20 protein-coding genes are annotated in these 16,206 nt (G+C 63.9%); 10 read left to right on the forward strand and 10 right to left on the reverse strand.

Annotation, left to right across the window (positions count from 1 at the left end):
- Positions 1 to 92 precede the first annotated feature (92 nt).
- Positions 93 to 902 carry a helix-turn-helix domain-containing protein gene (locus ACIPZB_RS25265; RefSeq protein WP_400643200.1) on the forward strand — a complete coding sequence of 270 codons (810 nt, stop codon included), beginning with the start codon at positions 93 to 95 and terminating at the stop codon, positions 900 to 902.
- 115 nt (positions 903 to 1,017) lie between these two features.
- On the opposite strand, the gene ACIPZB_RS25270 is transcribed toward ACIPZB_RS25265, so the two are convergent.
- Positions 1,018 to 1,806 (reverse strand): TSUP family transporter, encoded by a 789-nt coding sequence (locus ACIPZB_RS25270; RefSeq protein WP_400643201.1) that lies wholly within the window; start codon positions 1,804 to 1,806, stop codon positions 1,018 to 1,020.
- A gap of 14 nt (positions 1,807 to 1,820) precedes the next feature.
- Complete coding sequence (locus ACIPZB_RS25275; RefSeq protein ID WP_400643202.1) at positions 1,821 to 2,864, reverse strand: hypothetical protein; 1,044 nt, start codon at positions 2,862 to 2,864, stop codon at positions 1,821 to 1,823.
- 227 nt (positions 2,865 to 3,091) lie between these two features.
- Between ACIPZB_RS25275 and ACIPZB_RS25280 the strand changes: the two genes are divergently transcribed.
- Positions 3,092 to 3,976 carry a sugar nucleotide-binding protein gene (locus ACIPZB_RS25280; RefSeq protein ID WP_008092333.1) on the forward strand — a complete coding sequence of 295 codons (885 nt, stop codon included), beginning with the start codon at positions 3,092 to 3,094 and terminating at the stop codon, positions 3,974 to 3,976.
- Positions 3,969 to 4,901, forward strand: coding sequence for an NAD-dependent epimerase/dehydratase family protein (locus ACIPZB_RS25285; protein ID WP_400643203.1), 933 nt, complete (start codon positions 3,969 to 3,971; stop codon positions 4,899 to 4,901). The genes ACIPZB_RS25280 and ACIPZB_RS25285 overlap by 8 nt, the downstream gene beginning before the upstream one ends.
- 119 nt (positions 4,902 to 5,020) lie before the next feature.
- Here the strand turns inward: ACIPZB_RS25285 and ACIPZB_RS25290 are convergent, their stop codons facing one another.
- From ACIPZB_RS25290 to ACIPZB_RS25310, 5 genes are all read right to left on the reverse strand, one after another.
- Entirely contained in the window at positions 5,021 to 5,704 is a 684-nt protein-coding gene (locus tag ACIPZB_RS25290; protein WP_400643204.1) for an OmpW family protein, read from the reverse strand.
- 110 nt (positions 5,705 to 5,814) lie between these two features.
- Entirely contained in the window at positions 5,815 to 6,348 is a 534-nt protein-coding gene (locus ACIPZB_RS25295) for a DUF3299 domain-containing protein (protein ID WP_400643251.1), read from the reverse strand.
- A gap of 99 nt (positions 6,349 to 6,447) precedes the next feature.
- The gene (locus tag ACIPZB_RS25300) at positions 6,448 to 7,713 is read right to left on the reverse strand and encodes an ABC transporter permease (protein ID WP_400643205.1); all 1,266 of its coding nucleotides are present in this window, start codon (positions 7,711 to 7,713) and stop codon (positions 6,448 to 6,450) included.
- A complete protein-coding gene (locus ACIPZB_RS25305) occupies positions 7,713 to 8,423 on the reverse strand; it encodes an ATP-binding cassette domain-containing protein (protein WP_400643206.1) in 711 nt (236 codons plus the stop codon). The genes ACIPZB_RS25300 and ACIPZB_RS25305 overlap by 1 nt, the downstream gene beginning before the upstream one ends.
- Entirely contained in the window at positions 8,424 to 8,987 is a 564-nt protein-coding gene (locus ACIPZB_RS25310; RefSeq protein WP_400643207.1) for a DUF2796 domain-containing protein, read from the reverse strand. It lies immediately after the preceding gene.
- Between the two features lie 132 nt (positions 8,988 to 9,119).
- On the opposite strand from ACIPZB_RS25310, the gene ACIPZB_RS25315 reads away from it, so the two are divergent.
- Positions 9,120 to 9,464 carry a hypothetical protein gene (locus ACIPZB_RS25315; protein ID WP_400643208.1) on the forward strand — a complete coding sequence of 115 codons (345 nt, stop codon included), beginning with the start codon at positions 9,120 to 9,122 and terminating at the stop codon, positions 9,462 to 9,464.
- A 126-nt stretch (positions 9,465 to 9,590) separates the two neighbouring features.
- Here ACIPZB_RS25315 and trxA read toward each other — a convergent pair whose 3' ends face one another.
- Genes trxA through ACIPZB_RS25330 form a run of 3 tightly spaced genes read right to left on the reverse strand, consistent with a single transcriptional unit; the run spans position 9,591 to position 11,607 of the window.
- The gene (gene trxA / locus ACIPZB_RS25320; RefSeq protein WP_400643209.1) at positions 9,591 to 10,463 is read right to left on the reverse strand and encodes a thioredoxin; all 873 of its coding nucleotides are present in this window, start codon (positions 10,461 to 10,463) and stop codon (positions 9,591 to 9,593) included.
- A 31-nt stretch (positions 10,464 to 10,494) separates the two neighbouring features.
- Positions 10,495 to 11,154, reverse strand: coding sequence for a class I SAM-dependent methyltransferase (locus ACIPZB_RS25325; protein WP_400643210.1), 660 nt, complete (start codon positions 11,152 to 11,154; stop codon positions 10,495 to 10,497).
- Entirely contained in the window at positions 11,155 to 11,607 is a 453-nt protein-coding gene (locus ACIPZB_RS25330; RefSeq protein WP_008092349.1) for a YbaY family lipoprotein, read from the reverse strand.
- 105 nt (positions 11,608 to 11,712) lie between these two features.
- Here ACIPZB_RS25330 and nrdR point away from each other — a divergent pair, with 105 nt between their 5' ends.
- The 6 genes from nrdR to nusB all read left to right on the forward strand — a co-directional run bounded on the left by nrdR (position 11,713) and on the right by nusB (position 16,192).
- Complete coding sequence (nrdR, locus tag ACIPZB_RS25335; protein ID WP_008092351.1) at positions 11,713 to 12,177, forward strand: transcriptional regulator NrdR; 465 nt, start codon at positions 11,713 to 11,715, stop codon at positions 12,175 to 12,177.
- Between the two features lie 2 nt (positions 12,178 to 12,179).
- Entirely contained in the window at positions 12,180 to 13,310 is a 1,131-nt protein-coding gene (gene ribD / locus ACIPZB_RS25340; RefSeq protein WP_400643211.1) for a bifunctional diaminohydroxyphosphoribosylaminopyrimidine deaminase/5-amino-6-(5-phosphoribosylamino)uracil reductase RibD, read from the forward strand.
- A gap of 42 nt (positions 13,311 to 13,352) precedes the next feature.
- Entirely contained in the window at positions 13,353 to 14,018 is a 666-nt protein-coding gene (locus ACIPZB_RS25345) for a riboflavin synthase (protein WP_003255399.1), read from the forward strand.
- Between the two features lie 18 nt (positions 14,019 to 14,036).
- The gene (ribBA, locus tag ACIPZB_RS25350; protein ID WP_400643212.1) at positions 14,037 to 15,128 is read left to right on the forward strand and encodes a bifunctional 3,4-dihydroxy-2-butanone-4-phosphate synthase/GTP cyclohydrolase II; all 1,092 of its coding nucleotides are present in this window, start codon (positions 14,037 to 14,039) and stop codon (positions 15,126 to 15,128) included.
- A gap of 90 nt (positions 15,129 to 15,218) precedes the next feature.
- Positions 15,219 to 15,695: a 6,7-dimethyl-8-ribityllumazine synthase gene (gene ribE / locus ACIPZB_RS25355; RefSeq protein ID WP_008092356.1), complete on the forward strand. Its 477-nt coding sequence runs from the start codon at positions 15,219 to 15,221 to the stop codon at positions 15,693 to 15,695.
- Positions 15,692 to 16,192: a transcription antitermination factor NusB gene (gene nusB / locus ACIPZB_RS25360; protein ID WP_008092358.1), complete on the forward strand. Its 501-nt coding sequence runs from the start codon at positions 15,692 to 15,694 to the stop codon at positions 16,190 to 16,192. The genes ribE and nusB overlap by 4 nt, the downstream gene beginning before the upstream one ends.
- Positions 16,193 to 16,206: the final 14 nt, after the last annotated feature.

Raw genomic sequence — 16,206 nt, forward strand, 5'->3', positions numbered from 1 at the left:
TATGACAAGAGTGGTTACAATTTCGCGGCTTGCTCTGACTTGATGCGACTTGATGCTAAAATGGCGTCATTCGCGTCACCTGGAACCTGCTCATGGGCGATCATTTCGCTACCAACCTCAAACTGGCTTGCAGCCATTACCGCTCTATTTCCGAAGTTTGCCGCCAGCTGTCGATCAACCGCGCGCAGTTCAACAAGTACCTGAGCGGGCAAAGCCGCCCGACGGCGTTCAACCTCAAGCGCATCGGCGATTTCTTCGGTGTCGAGGATTACGAGCTGAACCTGCCGGCCGAGCAGTTCGCCCGGCTGATCGGCGCCCGGGTATCCGCGGTGGCCGATCAGCCTAGCGACCCGATCAGCGAACTGTTCCGGCCGTTGCACGAACACGCTGGCAATCTGTCGCGCTACTGCGGTTACTACTTCGAATATTCCAACTGCATGTCGGTACCGGGCACGATCCTGGTGTCGCTGGTGCATCTGTGGGAAGAACGCGGCCGCTTCCTGTTCGAGCGGCAGGAGCGCCAGGAACGTTCCAGCGCTACCGAGCAACACGCTGAGGTGCGCTGCCGCTATCTGGGCGCGGCGTTCCAGCTGCAAGACCGGGTGTTCCTGATCGACTACGAGTCGCTGACCTTGAACGAGATGAGCCAGACCATCCTCATTCCCAGCTTCAAGAGCCGCATTACCCGCTTGAATGGGCTCAAGACCGGCGTCTCCAGCGGTGACCGACGCAATCCGGCCTGTACCCGTGTGGTGTGGGAGTTTCTGGGCGAGGAAATCAACCGCATCAATGCCTACCGGCAGGTAAAGCTGTACCAGCCGGATGATCCGCGAATCGATGACGATGTGCGTGAGCGGTTGAGTGTGGGGCCGTTGCGCAACAGTCTGTTCGAGATCGAATAACGGTATTGCCTGTGCTGGCCCTATCGCCGGCAAGCCGGCTCCCACAAGAAATACGGCGCTGTACCTGTGGGAGCCGGCTTGCCGGCGATAGGACCAACGAGAACCTCGCGAAGGTTCAAAGCTGACGCAGCCATCCACCTACGGGATGACTGCTGTCGAGCAGCAGCCTCAACGCCATCAGGCAGCACACTGTGATCAGCAGTGGTTTGACCAGTCGCGGCCCAAAGAAGAGGGCGCTACGAGCGCCGAGTTGGGCGCCGATGATGGCGCACATTGCCATTGCCAGTGCCAATGGCCAGATGATGGAGCCACCGTAGGCAAACACCGACAGGGCTCCCAGGTTGCAGGACGCATTGAGCAGCTTGCTGCTGCAGATAGCCTGCATGAGGTGCTGCCCCAGCAGCAAAATAAGGGCGAGCATGAAGAACGAACCAACACCGGGGCCGAAAATGCCATCGTAAAAACCGATGAGCGGAGCGACTGCCATGCAGAACAGGGCGAGCGACACTCTGGCTTTGCGTACCTGCTCGTTAAGCTTTGGGCTGAAGGCGAAGTAAAGCGCTACCAGAATCAGCAGAATCGGTATGCACGCCTGGAGTACCGTTCTGGGCACGAAGCTGACCGACAAGGCTCCGGCAGCCCCGCCGAGGAATGACATGGCCGCCATGGGCATGCCCTGTCTCCAGTCGATCATCCCTTTTCGCGCGAACGCGGCCGTGGCGGATACGGTGGCCGAGGCGGCCTGGAACTTGTTGGTGGCGATCGCAGCCAGGGGTTCGATACCGGCCACAAATAAAACCGGCAGGGTGATCAGACCGCCGCCTCCGGCAATGGCATCGAGGAAACCTGCTGCCAGCGCAACCAGAGCGAGTGTGAGGATCAGCGTCCAGTCAAGTTCGAGCATTGTGCGTCCTCCTCTCAGCCACGGACCAGCAAAGGGTCTTCGGCAAGCACCAAAGGCGTCGCGAAGGGCGAATAGCCGAACTGACGAACCAGCAGGCGCCGGTTGTCCCGTACTCTGTCGCGGCCGTGCAAGGCCCGGCTGTTGTTGATCAGCAGCGCGCAAGCAGGTTGCAGAATGAAGGTGAGTGGCTGGGTGTCGTTGACTGCCTGTTGAAAGTTGTCGAACGCTCGGCTAGCAGCACTGCTTGCATGATCGTTGAGGGAGAAACGGTAGCTGTTGTAGCGCAGCGAGAAGCCGCCGTTGGCTTCGAACTGCAACATCGAGATGGCCTTGCCAGCCGACCCGCACCCATCGGCGAAGCAGTCACTGCGTGTGAAGTCGAACGAGGCCGACGTAAGTGCCAGTACATCGAGGTAGTTCAAGCGTTCGAGGATGTCTTGCACTGGAAATACGTAGGTAGGTTCTTCTGCCGGGTTCCAGCGTGCAGTGAGGATCAGGGCGGAAGGTGCCGGAGAGTGGCCCGTGTGGGCCAGGGTCGAGCAGTTGTAAGGCGCTTCAGTGTGTGGTCCCAGGCGCAAACCGGCATGCGAGCTGGTTTCGACTTCAGCGCCAGCGATTTCCTCGGGCTTCGGTACGCAGCCGCCGCCTTTGAAGTTGCCGACCAGGCGCACCTGCCTACCTTCGTTGTCGATGTCGAAGGCAAAAGCACGATGCCGCACCAGTTCGAGCAACAACTGGTTGCGCGATGCCAGGTATTGGCAATGATCATTGCCCGCCAGTGCAGGAAGTTCGGGCAACCGCTCAGGGACTGGGTCATCGTCGCAACCCTGCATCTGCGTAAACAGCAGTGCGCAAAGCCGGCCTTCGGCAAAGTGTTCCAGAATGGCTTGCTGCTCCACGCTCAGCATGCGCTTGAGGCGTTCGGCTAAGCTTCTGGCCTGAATCGTTGCTCCCTTTGCTTCAGGGCCACCCGATCGAGTGATGGCCTGGCTGGCGCTGGTCAAGGCTTGGCGCTGTTCCGGGGTGAAGTTCAGATGTGCGACTTCTGGATGAAACATGCAACATTCCTTGTGTTTGATTGTGTTGTCCCACTGGCGGGAAAGATCGATGTTTTCAACTGGAAGTGGGCGAGTCGCTATTCAATGCGGTCACTTCGGCTCAAGAAAGTCAGCTCGTTCCTTGATCGATGTAGGAACTGTCCCTGGCCCCTGGGTTGGACTTCCCCGCCCGGAAACCGCAAAATGACCCCTTTCCTCCAATCAACCTGTTCGGATCTGCTGACTCTATGCGTATGCGCCTGATGCTGTTGGGTGGTGGCAATGCCCTCGGGCAAGCGCTGATTCGTCTCGGGGCCGAGGAAGGCATCGCATTTCTGGCGCCGCGCCCGCCAGAAGGCGGCTGGGGGCCGGCCAGCCTCACGCAGCTGCTGGACGACAATCGCCCCAATGCCCTGGTCAACCTGGCCTACTATTTCGACTGGTTTCAGGCCGAGTCGGTCAGCGAGCAGCGCCTGGCGCAACAGGAGCGGGCGGTGGAACGGCTGGCAGAGCTGTGCCAGCACCACCAGATCACCCTGGTGCAGCCTTCCAGCTACCGGGTGTTCGATGGCTCGCGAGCGACCGCCTACAGCGAAAAGGACGAACCGGTACCCTTGGGCCTGCGCGGCCAGGCGTTGTGGCGCATCGAGCAGAGTGTGCGAGCGACCTGCCCGCAACATGTGCTGTTGCGTTTCGGCTGGTTGCTGGACGAAAGCATCGACGGCGCCCTGGGCCGTTTCCTGACCCGCGCCGAGCAACCCCAGGAGCTGCTGCTGGCCGATGATCGACGAGGCAACCCGACGCCGGTGGACGATGCTGCGCGGGTAATCCTCTCGGTGCTCAAGCAGCTCGATTGCAACGCGCCGCTGTGGGGCACCTACCATTACGCTGGCAACGAGGCGACCACGCCGCTGGCGCTGGGCCAGGCGATACTCGCCGAGGCCGGGCAGTATCGCCAGTTGGCGGTGCAGGCACCGACCGCCCAGGCCCATGCCGCTCGCCCCGATGCCAGCGAAGAACCGCAGCATGCGGTGCTGGCCTGCAAGAAAATACTTCACACCTTCGGCATCAAGCCGCGTGCCTGGCGCGCCGGTTTGCCGCCCCTACTGGACCGTTTCTACCGCCATGGCTGATGCCCCCATCCTGATCACCGGCGGTGCCGGCTTCATTGGCTCCCACCTGTGCGATGCGTTGCTGGACAAAGGCTACGCCGTGCGTGTGCTCGACGACCTCTCCACCGGCAAGCGCGCCAATCTGCAGCTGGGTAACCCGCGCCTGGAGCTGATCGAAGGAGATGTCGCCGACGCCAAACTGGTCGAGCGCGCCGCGGCAGGCTGCAAGGCTGTCGTCCACCTGGCCGCCGTGGCCTCGGTGCAGGCTTCGGTCGAAGACCCGGTAAAGACCCACCAGAGCAATTTCATCGGCACCCTGAATGTGTGCGAGGCCATGCGCGTGCATGGCGTGCGCCGCGTGCTGTTCGCCTCGAGCGCCGCGGTTTACGGCAACAATGGCGAAGGCCAGTCGATTGCCGAAGACACGCCCAAGGCACCCTTGACCCCGTACGCCGTGGACAAGCTGGCCAGCGAGCAGTACCTGGACTTCTACCGCCGCCAGCATGACCTGGAACCGGTAGTGTTCCGCTTCTTCAATATCTTCGGCCCGCGCCAGGACCCTTCCTCGCCCTATTCCGGGGTCATCAGCATCTTCAGCGAGCGGGCGACCCAGGGTTTGCCGATCACCGTGTTCGGTGATGGCGAGCAGACGCGCGACTTCCTCTATGTGGGCGACCTGGTGCAAGTGATGGTGCAGGCGCTGGAGCAGCCGCAGGTAGAGGAGGGCGCGGTGAACATCGGCCTGAACCAGGCGACCTCGCTGAACCAGTTGCTCAAGGCGCTGGAACAGGTCGTGGGCAGCTTGCCGGCGGTGAGCTACGGCCAGGCACGTTCGGGCGACATCCGCCATTCGCGGGCGGACAACCAGCGGTTGCTGGCGCGGTTCGATTTCCCCGAGCCGACTTCGATGGTCGAAGGCTTGGCGCGCCTGCTCGGCAAGGCCTGAGTCTGCAGCGGGCCGCTTCGCGGCCCATCATGGTGGTTCGTTGCCACGACAAGCCAACGCCCACAGGGCTTGTAGCCGGAAACAAAAAGGGCGGCCAAAGCCGCCCTGCGCTTAAACGGTCAGAACTTGTAGCCAAGCCCCACCATGTAGACCCATGGGTCTACATCCACATTGACCTTGGTCTTGCTGTAGCCCAGTGCGGTCGGGCCGTCGACGCTGGCTTTGGTGTCGATGTCGACGTACCAGACCGAGGCGTTGATCAGTATGTTGTCGGTCAGCATGTAGTCCATGCCCAGCTGGCCGGAGATACCCACCGAGTCTTGCAGTTCGAGGTTGCTGAAGCCTTGCTGCTTGCGTTCGCTGGTCAGGTCTTCGTCGAAGAACAGGGTGTAGTTGATACCGATGCCGGCATACGGCTGGAACCGCGAGCCCGGGTCCATCGGGTAGTACTGCAGGGACAGGGTCGGTGGCAGTTGCTTGACGTCGGCCAGCTTGCCATCCAGCCCGCCGCCCAGGCCCTTGACCCCTACTTCATGCTGGAACGGTGTGGCGGCCAGCAGCTCGATGCCGACGTGGTCGGTGAGCATGTAGGCGAAGGTCAGGCCCAACTGGGTGTCGCTGTCCAGAGTAGCCTTGGTGCCCGACACCTTGCTGCCATCGAACTTCAGATCGCCGCTGTTCTCGTTCGGTGCAGTGGTGATGGCGCCCGCGCGCAGGATCATGTCCCCCGCCTTGTGGGCGTGGGCGACAGGGGCGACGAGCGCAAGGGCCGCGAGCGAGGCACCGAGCAAAGACTTGTTCATGGAAGCTCCCAGAGGACGTTATTAATTGAAGTAGTCCAATATTACGGAGCCGGTTGAACAGAAAGTTTGACCCAGCTCAAAGAAGCGTACTCACGAATTCGAAACAGTTCTCACTTAAGCACATAAGCGTAAATTTTTTCCGCTTCCATCTGGTATCCGGCGTCGGCCAGTTCGCTGCGGGAGGCTCTAACTTGCAGCTTCCCTTCGATCCAGTAGGGCTGGTAGAGGTCTTCGACGCGCACGCCCATTTCGCTGAAGATGTGCACGATCTGGTTGGCAGGGGGGGGCGGTACATGGATGCACGCGCCGTAGTAGGGCACCAGGAGAAATTCGGTGGTACGGCCTTCTTCGCTGACTTCCAGCGGCACGATGTAGCCGGGCAGCTTGATTTGCTGGCCGTCCAGGTCCTTGACCACCGGGGCGTCGGGCGCTTGCTGGTGCGCGGCAGGCGCTGATTCGGCGGACAGGGCGTCGCTCAACTGCGACATGTCGTGCAGGGGGGTGAGTTGCGGCGGGATGACGGGGGCGCCTTCGGGGATCAGCGCGGGCCAGTCGAGCTCGCGGGGAGCAGCTGCCCAGAGCGGCAGGGCCAGTAGCAAAAGCATCAGTAACAGGAGGCCTTGCAGTGCCTGGACCGGCCTCATCGCCGGCAAGCCGGCTCCCACATGGGCCGCGCCAACGCCCCCTGTGGGAGCCGGCTTGCCGGCGATGAGGCCAGTGAGTTTGTCGGTCATGGTCAGCCCTCAGAGGTGGATCGACAAGCCATCGGCCAGCGACTGCCGATACGCCCGCCAGGCCGGCACACTGCCCATCAGCAAGGCGGCGCCGAGGATGATGGCCAGCAACGTCCATTCATGCGCGCTAGGCCAGGCCAGTGGCAGGTACAGGCCATAGTTGGCCTGCAGATAACCCTGCGCCAGGGCGATCCCCGCATACAACAGCCCAAGCCCCGCCGCGATGCCCGCCACGGCCAGCGCCAGCGCTTCGAGCACCAGCAACCCGGCAATATGCCAAGGGCGAGCCCCTACCGAGCGCAAGATCGCCATCTCCCGGCGGCGCTCGTTGAGGCTGGTGAGAATGGCCGTGAGCATCCCGATCAACCCCGTCAGTACCACGAACAGCGAAACCACGAACAGCGCCTGCTCGGCGGTGCCCATCAGGCTCCACAGCTCCTGCAGCGCCACCCCAGGCAGGATCGCCAGTAACGGCTCGCTGCGGTACTCGTTGATCTCGCGCTGCACGCTGAACGTGGCGATCTTGCTGTTCAGGCCGAGCATGAATGCCGTGATGGCGGCAGGTTGCAAGTCCATGCTCCGCGCCTGCTCGGCGCTGATGCGCCCAGCGCCACGGGCCGGCACTCCGTTGTGCCAGTCGATGTGGATGGCTTCCATCCCCGCCAGGCCGATATGCAAGGTACGGTCGACCGGCGTGCCGGTGCGCTCCAGCACACCGACCACGGTGAATGGTTTGTCGTCGTGCTTGACCAGGCTGATCGCGGCCACGCCATGGGCCAGGACCAGCTTGTCGCCCAGCTTGTAATGCAGCGCGTCGGCGACTTCGGCGCCGAGCACCACTTCGAACGGGTCGTCGGCAAAGGCGCGACCTTGGCTCAGCGCCAGGTGCTGCCGGCGGCCGTACTGGTAATGGCTGAAGTAGTCGCCGGTGGTGCCCATTACCCGGTAGCCGCGGTGCGAGTCGCCCAGTGAAATCGGGATCGCCCATTTCACCCGAGGGTCCTGGGCATAGTGTTGGAAGCTGTCCCAACGGATGTTGTTGGTGGCGTTGCCGATGCGGAACACCGAATACAGCAGCAAATTGACCGAGCCCGAGCGGGCGCCAACGATCAGGTCGGTGCCGCTGATGGTGCTGGCGAAGCTGGCGCGGGCTTCGGTGCGCACACGCTCGACGGCCAGCAGCAGACACACCGACAGGGCGATGGCGAACGCGGTGAGCAGGGCGGTGAAGCGGCGGTTGGCCAGGCTGGCCAGGGCAAGGCGAAGCAGGTACATCAGGCCTCCTGGGGCTTGGCCGCGCGGTTGAGCTCGGCCAGGGACAGATGACGGTCGAACAGGGGCGCGAGGCTCTGGTCATGGCTGACGAACAGCAGGCTGGAACCGGCCGCCCGGCATTCGGCGAACAGCAGGTGGATGAACGCTTCACGGGTATCGGCATCCAGCGCCGAGGTCGGTTCGTCGGCGATGACCAGTTCCGGCTGGCCGATCAGTGCGCGGGCTGCGGCAACGCGCTGCTGCTGGCCGATCGACAGGCTGCCGGCGCGCCGTGCGAGCAGAAACGGGTCATCCAGGCCAAGGTGCGCGAGCAGTACGCTGGCGGCCTGGTCGACACTGCCATGCCGTTGCCGTGCACGCTCGGCGCGGCTGCGCGAGAAGCGGCAGGGCAGCTCGACGTTCTCGCGCACCGACAGGAATGGCAGCAGGTTGAACTGCTGGAAGATGTAGCCGGTATGGTCGACCCGGAAGCGGTCACGCGCCCCTTGCCCCATTGCGCCCAGGTCATGGCCGAGCAGCTGGATGCGGCCCTGGCCCGGAAGGTTCACACCGCCGAGCAGCCCCAGCAGCGTGGTCTTGCCGCTGCCACTGGGGCCTTTGAGGAACAAGGCCTCGCCCGCCTCCAGGCGGAGCGCCGGGATATCCAGCAGCGGCGCCTGGCCTGGCCAGGCGAACACCAGGTCATGCAGTTCGATCAACGGCTGGCTCATTCAGAAAGTGACCACGGCGTTGCCCGGCGAGGTTTCCGCGCCTTTCTGGCCGTTCGGGCCAATCAGTTGCACGTTGATCTTCTGGGTAGCCGGGAAGGCCTTGAACAGCGGTGCGAGGTCGATCTGGGTGAGTTTCGCGGGCGCTGCGCAGTTCAACTGATAATGAGCGCCGATATCGCTGTGCTGATGGCCGTGTTCGTGTTCATCGCCGTCGTCGTCGGCTTTTGCGGGGTCACCGAACAGCGGGCTTTCCAGCACCTGGGCGTCTTCCTTGCAGCCGGCGGCTGCAGCCAGGCCAAACAGCGTCAGCGGCTGTTCGAGCTGCTGGCGCACGGCGGCCACCTTGGCCTTGTCGGCATCGCTGTGGGCAGCATGTTCGAAGCCGACCAGGTTCATCGCCGGGCTGTCCAGTTCCAGTTCCAGGGTACTGCCGTCGAGCACGGCGTTGAGCTTGGCCACGCCATGTTCGTGGGCGCCGAGGGTGCCGTGGTCGTGGTCATCGTGGGCGTGGGCCACGGCGAAGGGCAGCAGGGCGAAAGGCAGGGCGAGCAGCAGGCGACGCATGGACGACTCCAGGGCGGGCTGGTAGGGATTTGGTAATGTTATAACAATTTTTCTCTGCCTCGCCAGCCTGCCTGGCGCAGGTTTCATGTTGCTGTAGCATGAGGGTATCGAACTGGCTTCAAGGAACGCATCGTGAGAATTCGTGGACAGATTGGTGACTGGCCGGTGGACCTGACCATCGAGCTGGAGCCGGCGGAGTGGGCGCAGTTGGGGCGGCAGATCGAGGTGCCGGTGGTTGGTGAGGCTGTATCGACGATTACCGCAGCGGCGCCGCGCCAGGATGACGGGCAATGGCAGGCCGCGCGCGAAGTGCTGCGCCAGGCAGGGCGAATGGATGGGCCGCAATTGCTCGACCGGCTGGAAGGGCTGACGGGCAGTACGGCAGCAGGCAAGCGGCTGCTGGTGCGGTTGCGGCACAGCAGCGAGGTGAAGGTGGAAAGTGGTGTGGATGCGCCGGTTTATCACTGGGTGGGGTGAGGGTTTCAGTATTTTGGGGGCCGCTTCGCGCCCCTTTCGCGACACAAGGCCGCTCCTACAGGCTACGCGATCATCTGTAGGAGCGGCCTTGTGTCGCGAAAGGGGCGCGAAGCGGCCCCAGCGATTTCAGAACATGGCCGACGACAGCTTGCGACGGTACACGCTTACCAGCGGATGATCGCCTCCGAGCAGTTCGAACACCTGCAGCATCGCCTTCTGCGGCAGCCCGTCAGCGTACCCACGGTTACGCTGGAACAGCTTCAGCAACCCATCCAGCGCCGCTTCGTACTGCTGACGCGCCAGTTGCTGAATGCTCAGCTGGTACGCCGCTTCATCATCCTGCGGGTTCTGCGCCAGGCGGCTCTTCAGTTCGGCGACTTCCGGCAGGCTGGCGGCCTGGCGCAGGAAGGTCAACTGGGCCTTGGCACCGGCCAGGGCGGCCTTGTGTTCGTCGGTCTTGACCGCGTCCAGCACCACCTGGGCCTCGCTCAACTCATTGCGCTCGGCCAGGCAGCGGGCATACAGGATCAGCGCTTCGGCATTGCTGTTGTCCTCGCTCAGCAACTGCTGCAGCGCGGCTTCCGCTTCGGCGAAACGGCTCTCGGCGAACAGCGCCTTGGCCTGCTCCAGCGGCGATGCGGCGGGGGCGGCAGGCATTTGCACATGCGGCTCGAGCATGGCGCGGATCGCCGACTCCGGCTGCGCACCGGCAAAGCCGTCGACCGGCTGGCCGTCCTTGAACAACACCACGGTCGGCAGGCTGCGAATACCGAACTGGGCAACCACTTGTTGCTCGACGTCGCAGTTGATCTTGGCCAGCAGCAACTCGCCCTGGTAACCCTCGGCGATTTTCGCCAGCAACGGCATCAATGCCTTGCAGGGGGCGCACCACTCGGCCCAGAAGTCCACCAGCACCGGCTTGTGGAAGGAGTTCTCGATCACCAGCTGCTGGAAGGTGGCATCGGTAGCGTCGAAAATGTAAGGCGTGTCTTGGGTCATCGCGACTCTCGCAAACTCGTGTATGGCATCACTATAAGGCGCCGCGGCTGGCGTGGTACAGGCTGACCCGGCGGAATTCGTGTGGTTCGGCCAGGTCCGGCAGGGTCAGTGCTTCGAGCACGCCCAGCTGCTGGTAGAGCGGGTGGCTGAAGTCGCGTACCCGTGAGTCGGCCACCAGGGCCTGGCGACCGCGGCCGAGGAAGGCATCGAGCAGCGGCAGGTTGGCGCGGTCGTACAGCACATCGGCAACCAGGATCAGGTCGAAGCGGTCGTCTTCGGCGAAGAAGTCGCTGCTGTAACCCAGCTCCACCCCGTTCAGCAGGGCATTGGCGCGGCAGGCGTCGAGTGCCAGCGGGTCGAGGTCGCACGCCACCACTTCCACAGCACCGGCACGGGCAGCGGCAATGCCGGCGATGCCGGAGCCCGCGCCAAAGTCCAGGACGCGCTTGCCGGCCACCCACTCGGGGTGTGCGGCCAGGTAGCGGGCCATGGCCAGGCCGCTGGCCCAGCAAAAGCTCCAGTAGGGCGGCTCTTCGAGAATGCGCCGGGTTTCTTCGCTGCTGAAGGCGCGGTCCATGTTCTGGTCGTCGATGAGCCAGAGCTTGAGCTCGCACTCGGGCAGTTCGCTGACGACCAGACGGGCTTCGCCGATCAGGCTGCCGAGGGCCTGCTGCAGTGCCAGCGGCGCCACTTACGGCGCCTTCTCGAAGCGCAGCGGGCCGGTGGCCTGGTTTTGCGCCTGAACGATGCGCACCGGCGGCAGGTGCATGATCAACTGGCCCGAGCTGCTGGCGCGGCCGCGCAGTTCGACCCGGGCGCCGGCGGGGAATGCCTCGGGATTGAAACGCAGTTGGTAGGGCAGGTCCTGGCCGGTGCCGGTCAGGGAGCTGCTGGCCAGCAACTGCTGCGGCCGGTCGCGCTCGTCGATGACCAGCAGGGCCAGCTCCACATCGGCACCGGCCGGAATGTTCAGCAAGGTGCCGCTCAGTTCACGCTGGTAGACCGGCAATGGACCGAGTGGCTGCGCCTTTTTCGCCACCTTGGAAGGTGCTGCTACGGGCGCTTGTTCGGTGTTGGGTCGGTCGCTGCCGCAGGCAGCGAGAAGGGCGGTGCAGCACAGCACGGCGAGCGCGCGAAAATGCATAGGGGAGTCCTTCACGGGCAGAATTGCATGGATGTTAACCCCTTTGGCTTGTCTTGCGAGTGCAATGCGCTACCATGGCCCTCCCTTTTTTTGTTGCCTGCCACCATGCACTGTCCCTTTTGCGGTGCCAACGACACCAAGGTCATCGACTCGCGCCTGGTCGCCGAGGGCGAGCAAGTGCGCCGCCGTCGCGAGTGCGTGGCTTGCGGCGAGCGTTTCACCACCTTCGAAACCGCCGAGCTGGTGCTGCCGCGGCTGATCAAGCAGGACGGCACGCGCCAGCCCTTCGATGAAGAAAAGCTGCGTGCCGGCATGCAGCGCGCGCTGGAGAAGCGCCCGGTCAGTGTCGAGCGCCTGGAAGCGGCGCTGGCGCACATCAAGAGCCGGCTGCGGGCGACCGGCGAACGTGAGGTCAAGTCACTGGTCGTCGGCGAGTTGGTGATGGCCGAACTGCGCAAGCTCGATGAAGTGGCCTACATCCGTTTCGCTTCGGTGTACCGGCGCTTCCAGGACCTCGACGAATTCCGCGAAGAAATCGACCGCCTGGCCCGCGAGCCAGCTAAAGAGTGAACATGCCGAGCCAGACCGCGATCCTCGACGCCCATTACATGGCCCGTGCCCTGGAGCTGGCGCGCAAGGGTGTGTACACCACCCACCCCAACCCGCGCGTGGGTTGCGTGATCGTTCGCGATGGCGAGGTCGTCGGCGAGGGCTGGCATGTGCGTGCCGGCGAGCCGCATGCCGAGGTGCATGCGCTGCGCCAGGCCGGTGACCTTGCACGCGGCGCCTGTGCCTACGTGACCCTGGAGCCGTGCAGCCACCATGGCCGTACCCCGCCGTGTGCCGAAGCGCTGGTCAAGGCCGGTGTGGCGCGTGTGGTGGCCGCCATGCAAGACCCCAATCCCCAAGTCGCCGGCCAAGGCCTGCGACGGCTGGCTGATGCTGGCATCGAAGTGGCAAGCGGTGTGCTCGAGGCCGAGGCCCGCGCACTGAACCCCGGTTTCCTCAAGCGCATGGAGCGCGGCCTGCCGTTCGTGCGCGCCAAGCTGGCCATGAGCCTGGACGGTCGCACGGCCATGGCCAGTGGCGAAAGCCAGTGGATTACCGGCCCTGCGGCGCGGTCTGCGGTACAGCGTCTGCGGGCCCGCTCCAGCCTGGTGCTGACCAGCGCCGCCAGCGTGCTGGCCGATAACGCACGGATGACCGTACGCGGTGCCGAACTGGGGCTGGATGAGGAAACCACCGCGCTGGCCTTGAGCCGGACACCACTGCGTGTGCTGATCGACGGCCACCTGCGTTTGCCGCTGGATGCGCCGTTCTTCCAGGCGGGGCCCGCCCTGGTGGTGACCGCCATGGGCGATGACCCTCGCTATGCCGAGGCTGGCCACGAACTGCTGAACCTGCCAGGCAGCAACGGCCACGTCGATCTACAGGCCCTGATGCAGGTGCTGGCAGCGCGCGGCGTCAACGAAATCCTGCTGGAGGCCGGTGCCGGCCTGGTCGGTGCCTTCGCCCAACACGGCTTGATCGACGAGTACCAACTGTTCGTCGCCGGCACCTTCCTCGGCTCCCAGGCCCGCCCGCTGCTGGACTGGCCATTGAGCACGATGAGCGAAGCACCCCGACTGAAAATCACTGAAATGCGCGCAGTGGGCGATGACTGGCGGGTCACGGCCATCCCTCTGCCGGCGCCCGGCGTATAATGCCGGGCTTGCCCCGCGCAACCCGTTCTTGAGGAAGACCCCATGTTCACCGGCATCATCGAATCCATCGGCACCATCCGCAGCCTGACCCCGAAGGGCGGTGACGTGCGTGTGTACGTCGAAACCGGCAAGCTCGACCTGGGTGACGTCAAGCTCGGCGACAGCATCGCCGTCAACGGCGTATGCCTGACCGCCGTCGAGCTGCCGGGCGATGGTTTCTGGGCCGACGTCAGTGTCGAGACCCTCAAGCGCACCGCCTTCATCGACCTCAAGAGCGGCAGCAAGGTCAATCTGGAAAAGGCCCTGACCCCGACCACCCGCCTGGGCGGCCACCTGGTCAGCGGCCACGTCGACGGTGTCGGCGAAATCATCTCGCGCAGCGATAACGCCCGCGCCATCCAGTTCCGCGTGCGTGCGCCCAAGGAGCTGGCCAAGTACATCGCCCACAAGGGGTCGATCACCGTCGACGGCACCAGCCTGACGGTCAATGAGGTCAATGGGGCTGAGTTCGAGCTGACCATTGTCCCGCACACCCTGTCCGAAACCATCATGGCCGACTACCGCGCAGGACGTCGGGTGAACCTTGAGGTCGACCTGCTGGCCCGTTACCTGGAGCGCTTGCTGCTGGGTGACAAGGCGGCCGAACCGAGCAAGGGCAGTGGCATCACCGAAAGCTTCCTGGCCGCCAACGGCTTCTTGAAATCCTGATTGAGAAGGGGGTGCCGCGTGGCGCTCAACAGCATCGAAGAACTGGTCGAAGACATCCGCCAGGGCAAAATGGTCATCCTCATGGATGACGAAGACCGCGAGAACGAAGGCGACATCATCATGGCGGCCGAGTGCTGCCTGCCTGAGCACATCAACTTCATGGCCAAGCACGCCCGTGGCCTGATCTGCATGCCGATGACCCGCGAGCGCTGCGAAACGCTCAAGCTGCCGCTGATGGCACCCCGCAACGGTTCGGGCTTCGGCACCAAGTTCACCGTGTCCATCGAAGCCGCCGAAGGCGTCACCACCGGCATCTCCGCCGCCGACCGCGCACGTACCGTGCAGGCTGCCGCCGCCAAGGATGCCAAGGCCGAGGACATCGTCAGCCCAGGCCACATCTTCCCGCTGATGGCCCAGCCCGGCGGTACGCTGGCCCGCGCCGGCCACACCGAAGCTGCCTGCGACCTGGCGCGCATGGCCGGCTTCGAGCCGAGCGGCGTGATCTGCGAAGTGATGAACGACGACGGCACCATGTCGCGCCGTGCCGAGCTGGAAGTGTTCGCTGCCGAGCACGGCCTGAAGATCGGCACCATCGCCGACCTGATCCACTACCGCATGATCCACGAGCGCACCGTGCAGCGCGTGTCCGAGCAGCCGATCGAGAGCGAGCTGGGCCAGTTCAACCTGGTCACCTACCGCGATTCGGTGGAGGGCGACGTGCACATGGCCCTGACCCTGGGCAAGATCTGCGCTGAAGAGCCAACCCTGGTACGTGTGCACAACATGGACCCACTGCGCGACCTGCTGATGGTCAAGCAGGCGGGTCGCTGGAGCCTGCGCGCCGCCATGAGCGCCGTGGCCGAGGCCGGCAGCGGCGTGGTACTGCTGCTCGGCCACCCGCTGGAGGGTGACGTGCTGCTGGCGCACATCCGCGAAAGCGCTGGCGACGGTCAGGCCAAGGCGCCGACCACCTACAGCACCGTCGGTGCCGGTTCGCAGATCCTGCGTGACCTCGGCGTGCGCAAGATGCGCCTGATGAGTTCGCCGATGAAGTTCAATGCGATATCCGGATTCGATCTGGAAGTTGTAGAATACGTGCCCTCCGAGTGACTTGAGGCGGCATTGACGCCCTGCAACTCGAGTCCAGACCCTGTCGAGGCCGCCGTGCGCGGCCTCGCTCTTGAATATGAGAATATCGGAATGACCCTGAAGACCATCGAAGGTACCTTCATCGCCCCCAAAGGTCGCTATGCTTTGGTGGTTGGCCGCTTCAACAGCTTCGTCGTAGAAAGCCTGGTAAGCGGTGCCGTTGATGCCCTGGTACGCCACGGTGTCAGCGAAAGCGACATCACCATCATCCGTGCCCCGGGCGCGTTCGAAATCCCGCTGGTGGCACAGAAAGTCGCCCAGCAAGGCGAATACGACGCGATCATCGCCCTGGGCGCAGTGATCCGTGGCGGTACCCCGCACTTTGAATACGTGGCGGGCGAATGCACCAAGGGCCTGGCCCAGGTGTCCATGGAGTTCGGTGTGCCGGTGGCCTTCGGTGTTCTGACCGTCGACTCCATCGAGCAAGCCATCGAGCGTTCCGGCACCAAGGCCGGCAACAAAGGTGCTGAAGCTGCCCTGTCCGCTCTGGAAATGGTCAGCCTGCTGGCGCAGTTGGAGGCCAAGTGATTAGCGACGAAAGCGATCGTTTCAACCCGCGCGATCCAAAACCTGCGGATGCCGGCAAGCCATCGAAGAGCGCCAAGCGCCGCGAAGCCCGCAAGCTCGCGACCCAGGCGTTGTATCAGTGGCACATGGCACAGCATTCGCTGAACGAGATCGAAGCGCAGTTCCGGGTCGATAACGATTTCACCGATGTCGACGGCGCCTACTTCCGCGAAATCCTGCATGGGGTTCCGGCGATCAAGAGCGAAATCGACAAGGCGCTGGTGCCTTGCATGACCATCGCACTGGAAGAGCTCGACCCCGTCGAGCTGGCCGTGCTGCGTCTGTCCACCTGGGAGTTCATCAAGCGCGTCGACGTACCGTACCGCGTGGTGATCAACGAAGGCGTGGAACTGGCCAAGGTCTTCGGCGCCACCGACGGCCACAAGTTCGTCAACGGCGTGCTGGACAAGCTCGCGCCTTCGCTGCGCGAAGCAGAAGTCAAGGCGAACAAGCGCTGATCCTGGCGCTGCCT

This window comes from Pseudomonas sp. NPDC089396 (assembly GCF_044749545.1).
In the GTDB taxonomy this organism is placed as follows: Bacteria; Pseudomonadota; Gammaproteobacteria; order Pseudomonadales; family Pseudomonadaceae; genus Aquipseudomonas.

What these genes read in the sequence shown, in the direction of transcription:
- ACIPZB_RS25265 (WP_400643200.1), top strand. Translation starts at nt 93, where the DNA reads ATGGGCGATCATTTCGCTACCAACCTCAAACTGGCTTGCAGCCATTAC.
- ACIPZB_RS25270 (WP_400643201.1), bottom strand. Translation starts at nt 1,806, where the DNA reads ATGCTCGAACTTGACTGGACGCTGATCCTCACACTCGCTCTGGTTGCG.
- ACIPZB_RS25275 (WP_400643202.1), bottom strand. Translation starts at nt 2,864, where the DNA reads ATGTTTCATCCAGAAGTCGCACATCTGAACTTCACCCCGGAACAGCGC.
- ACIPZB_RS25280 (WP_008092333.1), top strand. Translation starts at nt 3,092, where the DNA reads ATGCGTATGCGCCTGATGCTGTTGGGTGGTGGCAATGCCCTCGGGCAA.
- ACIPZB_RS25285 (WP_400643203.1), top strand. Translation starts at nt 3,969, where the DNA reads ATGGCTGATGCCCCCATCCTGATCACCGGCGGTGCCGGCTTCATTGGC.
- ACIPZB_RS25290 (WP_400643204.1), bottom strand. Translation starts at nt 5,704, where the DNA reads ATGAACAAGTCTTTGCTCGGTGCCTCGCTCGCGGCCCTTGCGCTCGTC.
- ACIPZB_RS25295 (WP_400643251.1), bottom strand. Translation starts at nt 6,348, where the DNA reads ATGAGGCCGGTCCAGGCACTGCAAGGCCTCCTGTTACTGATGCTTTTG.
- ACIPZB_RS25300 (WP_400643205.1), bottom strand. Translation starts at nt 7,713, where the DNA reads ATGTACCTGCTTCGCCTTGCCCTGGCCAGCCTGGCCAACCGCCGCTTC.
- ACIPZB_RS25305 (WP_400643206.1), bottom strand. Translation starts at nt 8,423, where the DNA reads ATGAGCCAGCCGTTGATCGAACTGCATGACCTGGTGTTCGCCTGGCCA.
- ACIPZB_RS25310 (WP_400643207.1), bottom strand. Translation starts at nt 8,987, where the DNA reads ATGCGTCGCCTGCTGCTCGCCCTGCCTTTCGCCCTGCTGCCCTTCGCC.
- trxA (WP_400643209.1), bottom strand. Translation starts at nt 10,463, where the DNA reads ATGACCCAAGACACGCCTTACATTTTCGACGCTACCGATGCCACCTTC.
- ACIPZB_RS25330 (WP_008092349.1), bottom strand. Translation starts at nt 11,607, where the DNA reads ATGCATTTTCGCGCGCTCGCCGTGCTGTGCTGCACCGCCCTTCTCGCT.
- nrdR (WP_008092351.1), top strand. Translation starts at nt 11,713, where the DNA reads ATGCACTGTCCCTTTTGCGGTGCCAACGACACCAAGGTCATCGACTCG.
- ribD (WP_400643211.1), top strand. Translation starts at nt 12,180, where the DNA reads ATGCCGAGCCAGACCGCGATCCTCGACGCCCATTACATGGCCCGTGCC.
- ACIPZB_RS25345 (WP_003255399.1), top strand. Translation starts at nt 13,353, where the DNA reads ATGTTCACCGGCATCATCGAATCCATCGGCACCATCCGCAGCCTGACC.
- ribE (WP_008092356.1), top strand. Translation starts at nt 15,219, where the DNA reads ATGACCCTGAAGACCATCGAAGGTACCTTCATCGCCCCCAAAGGTCGC.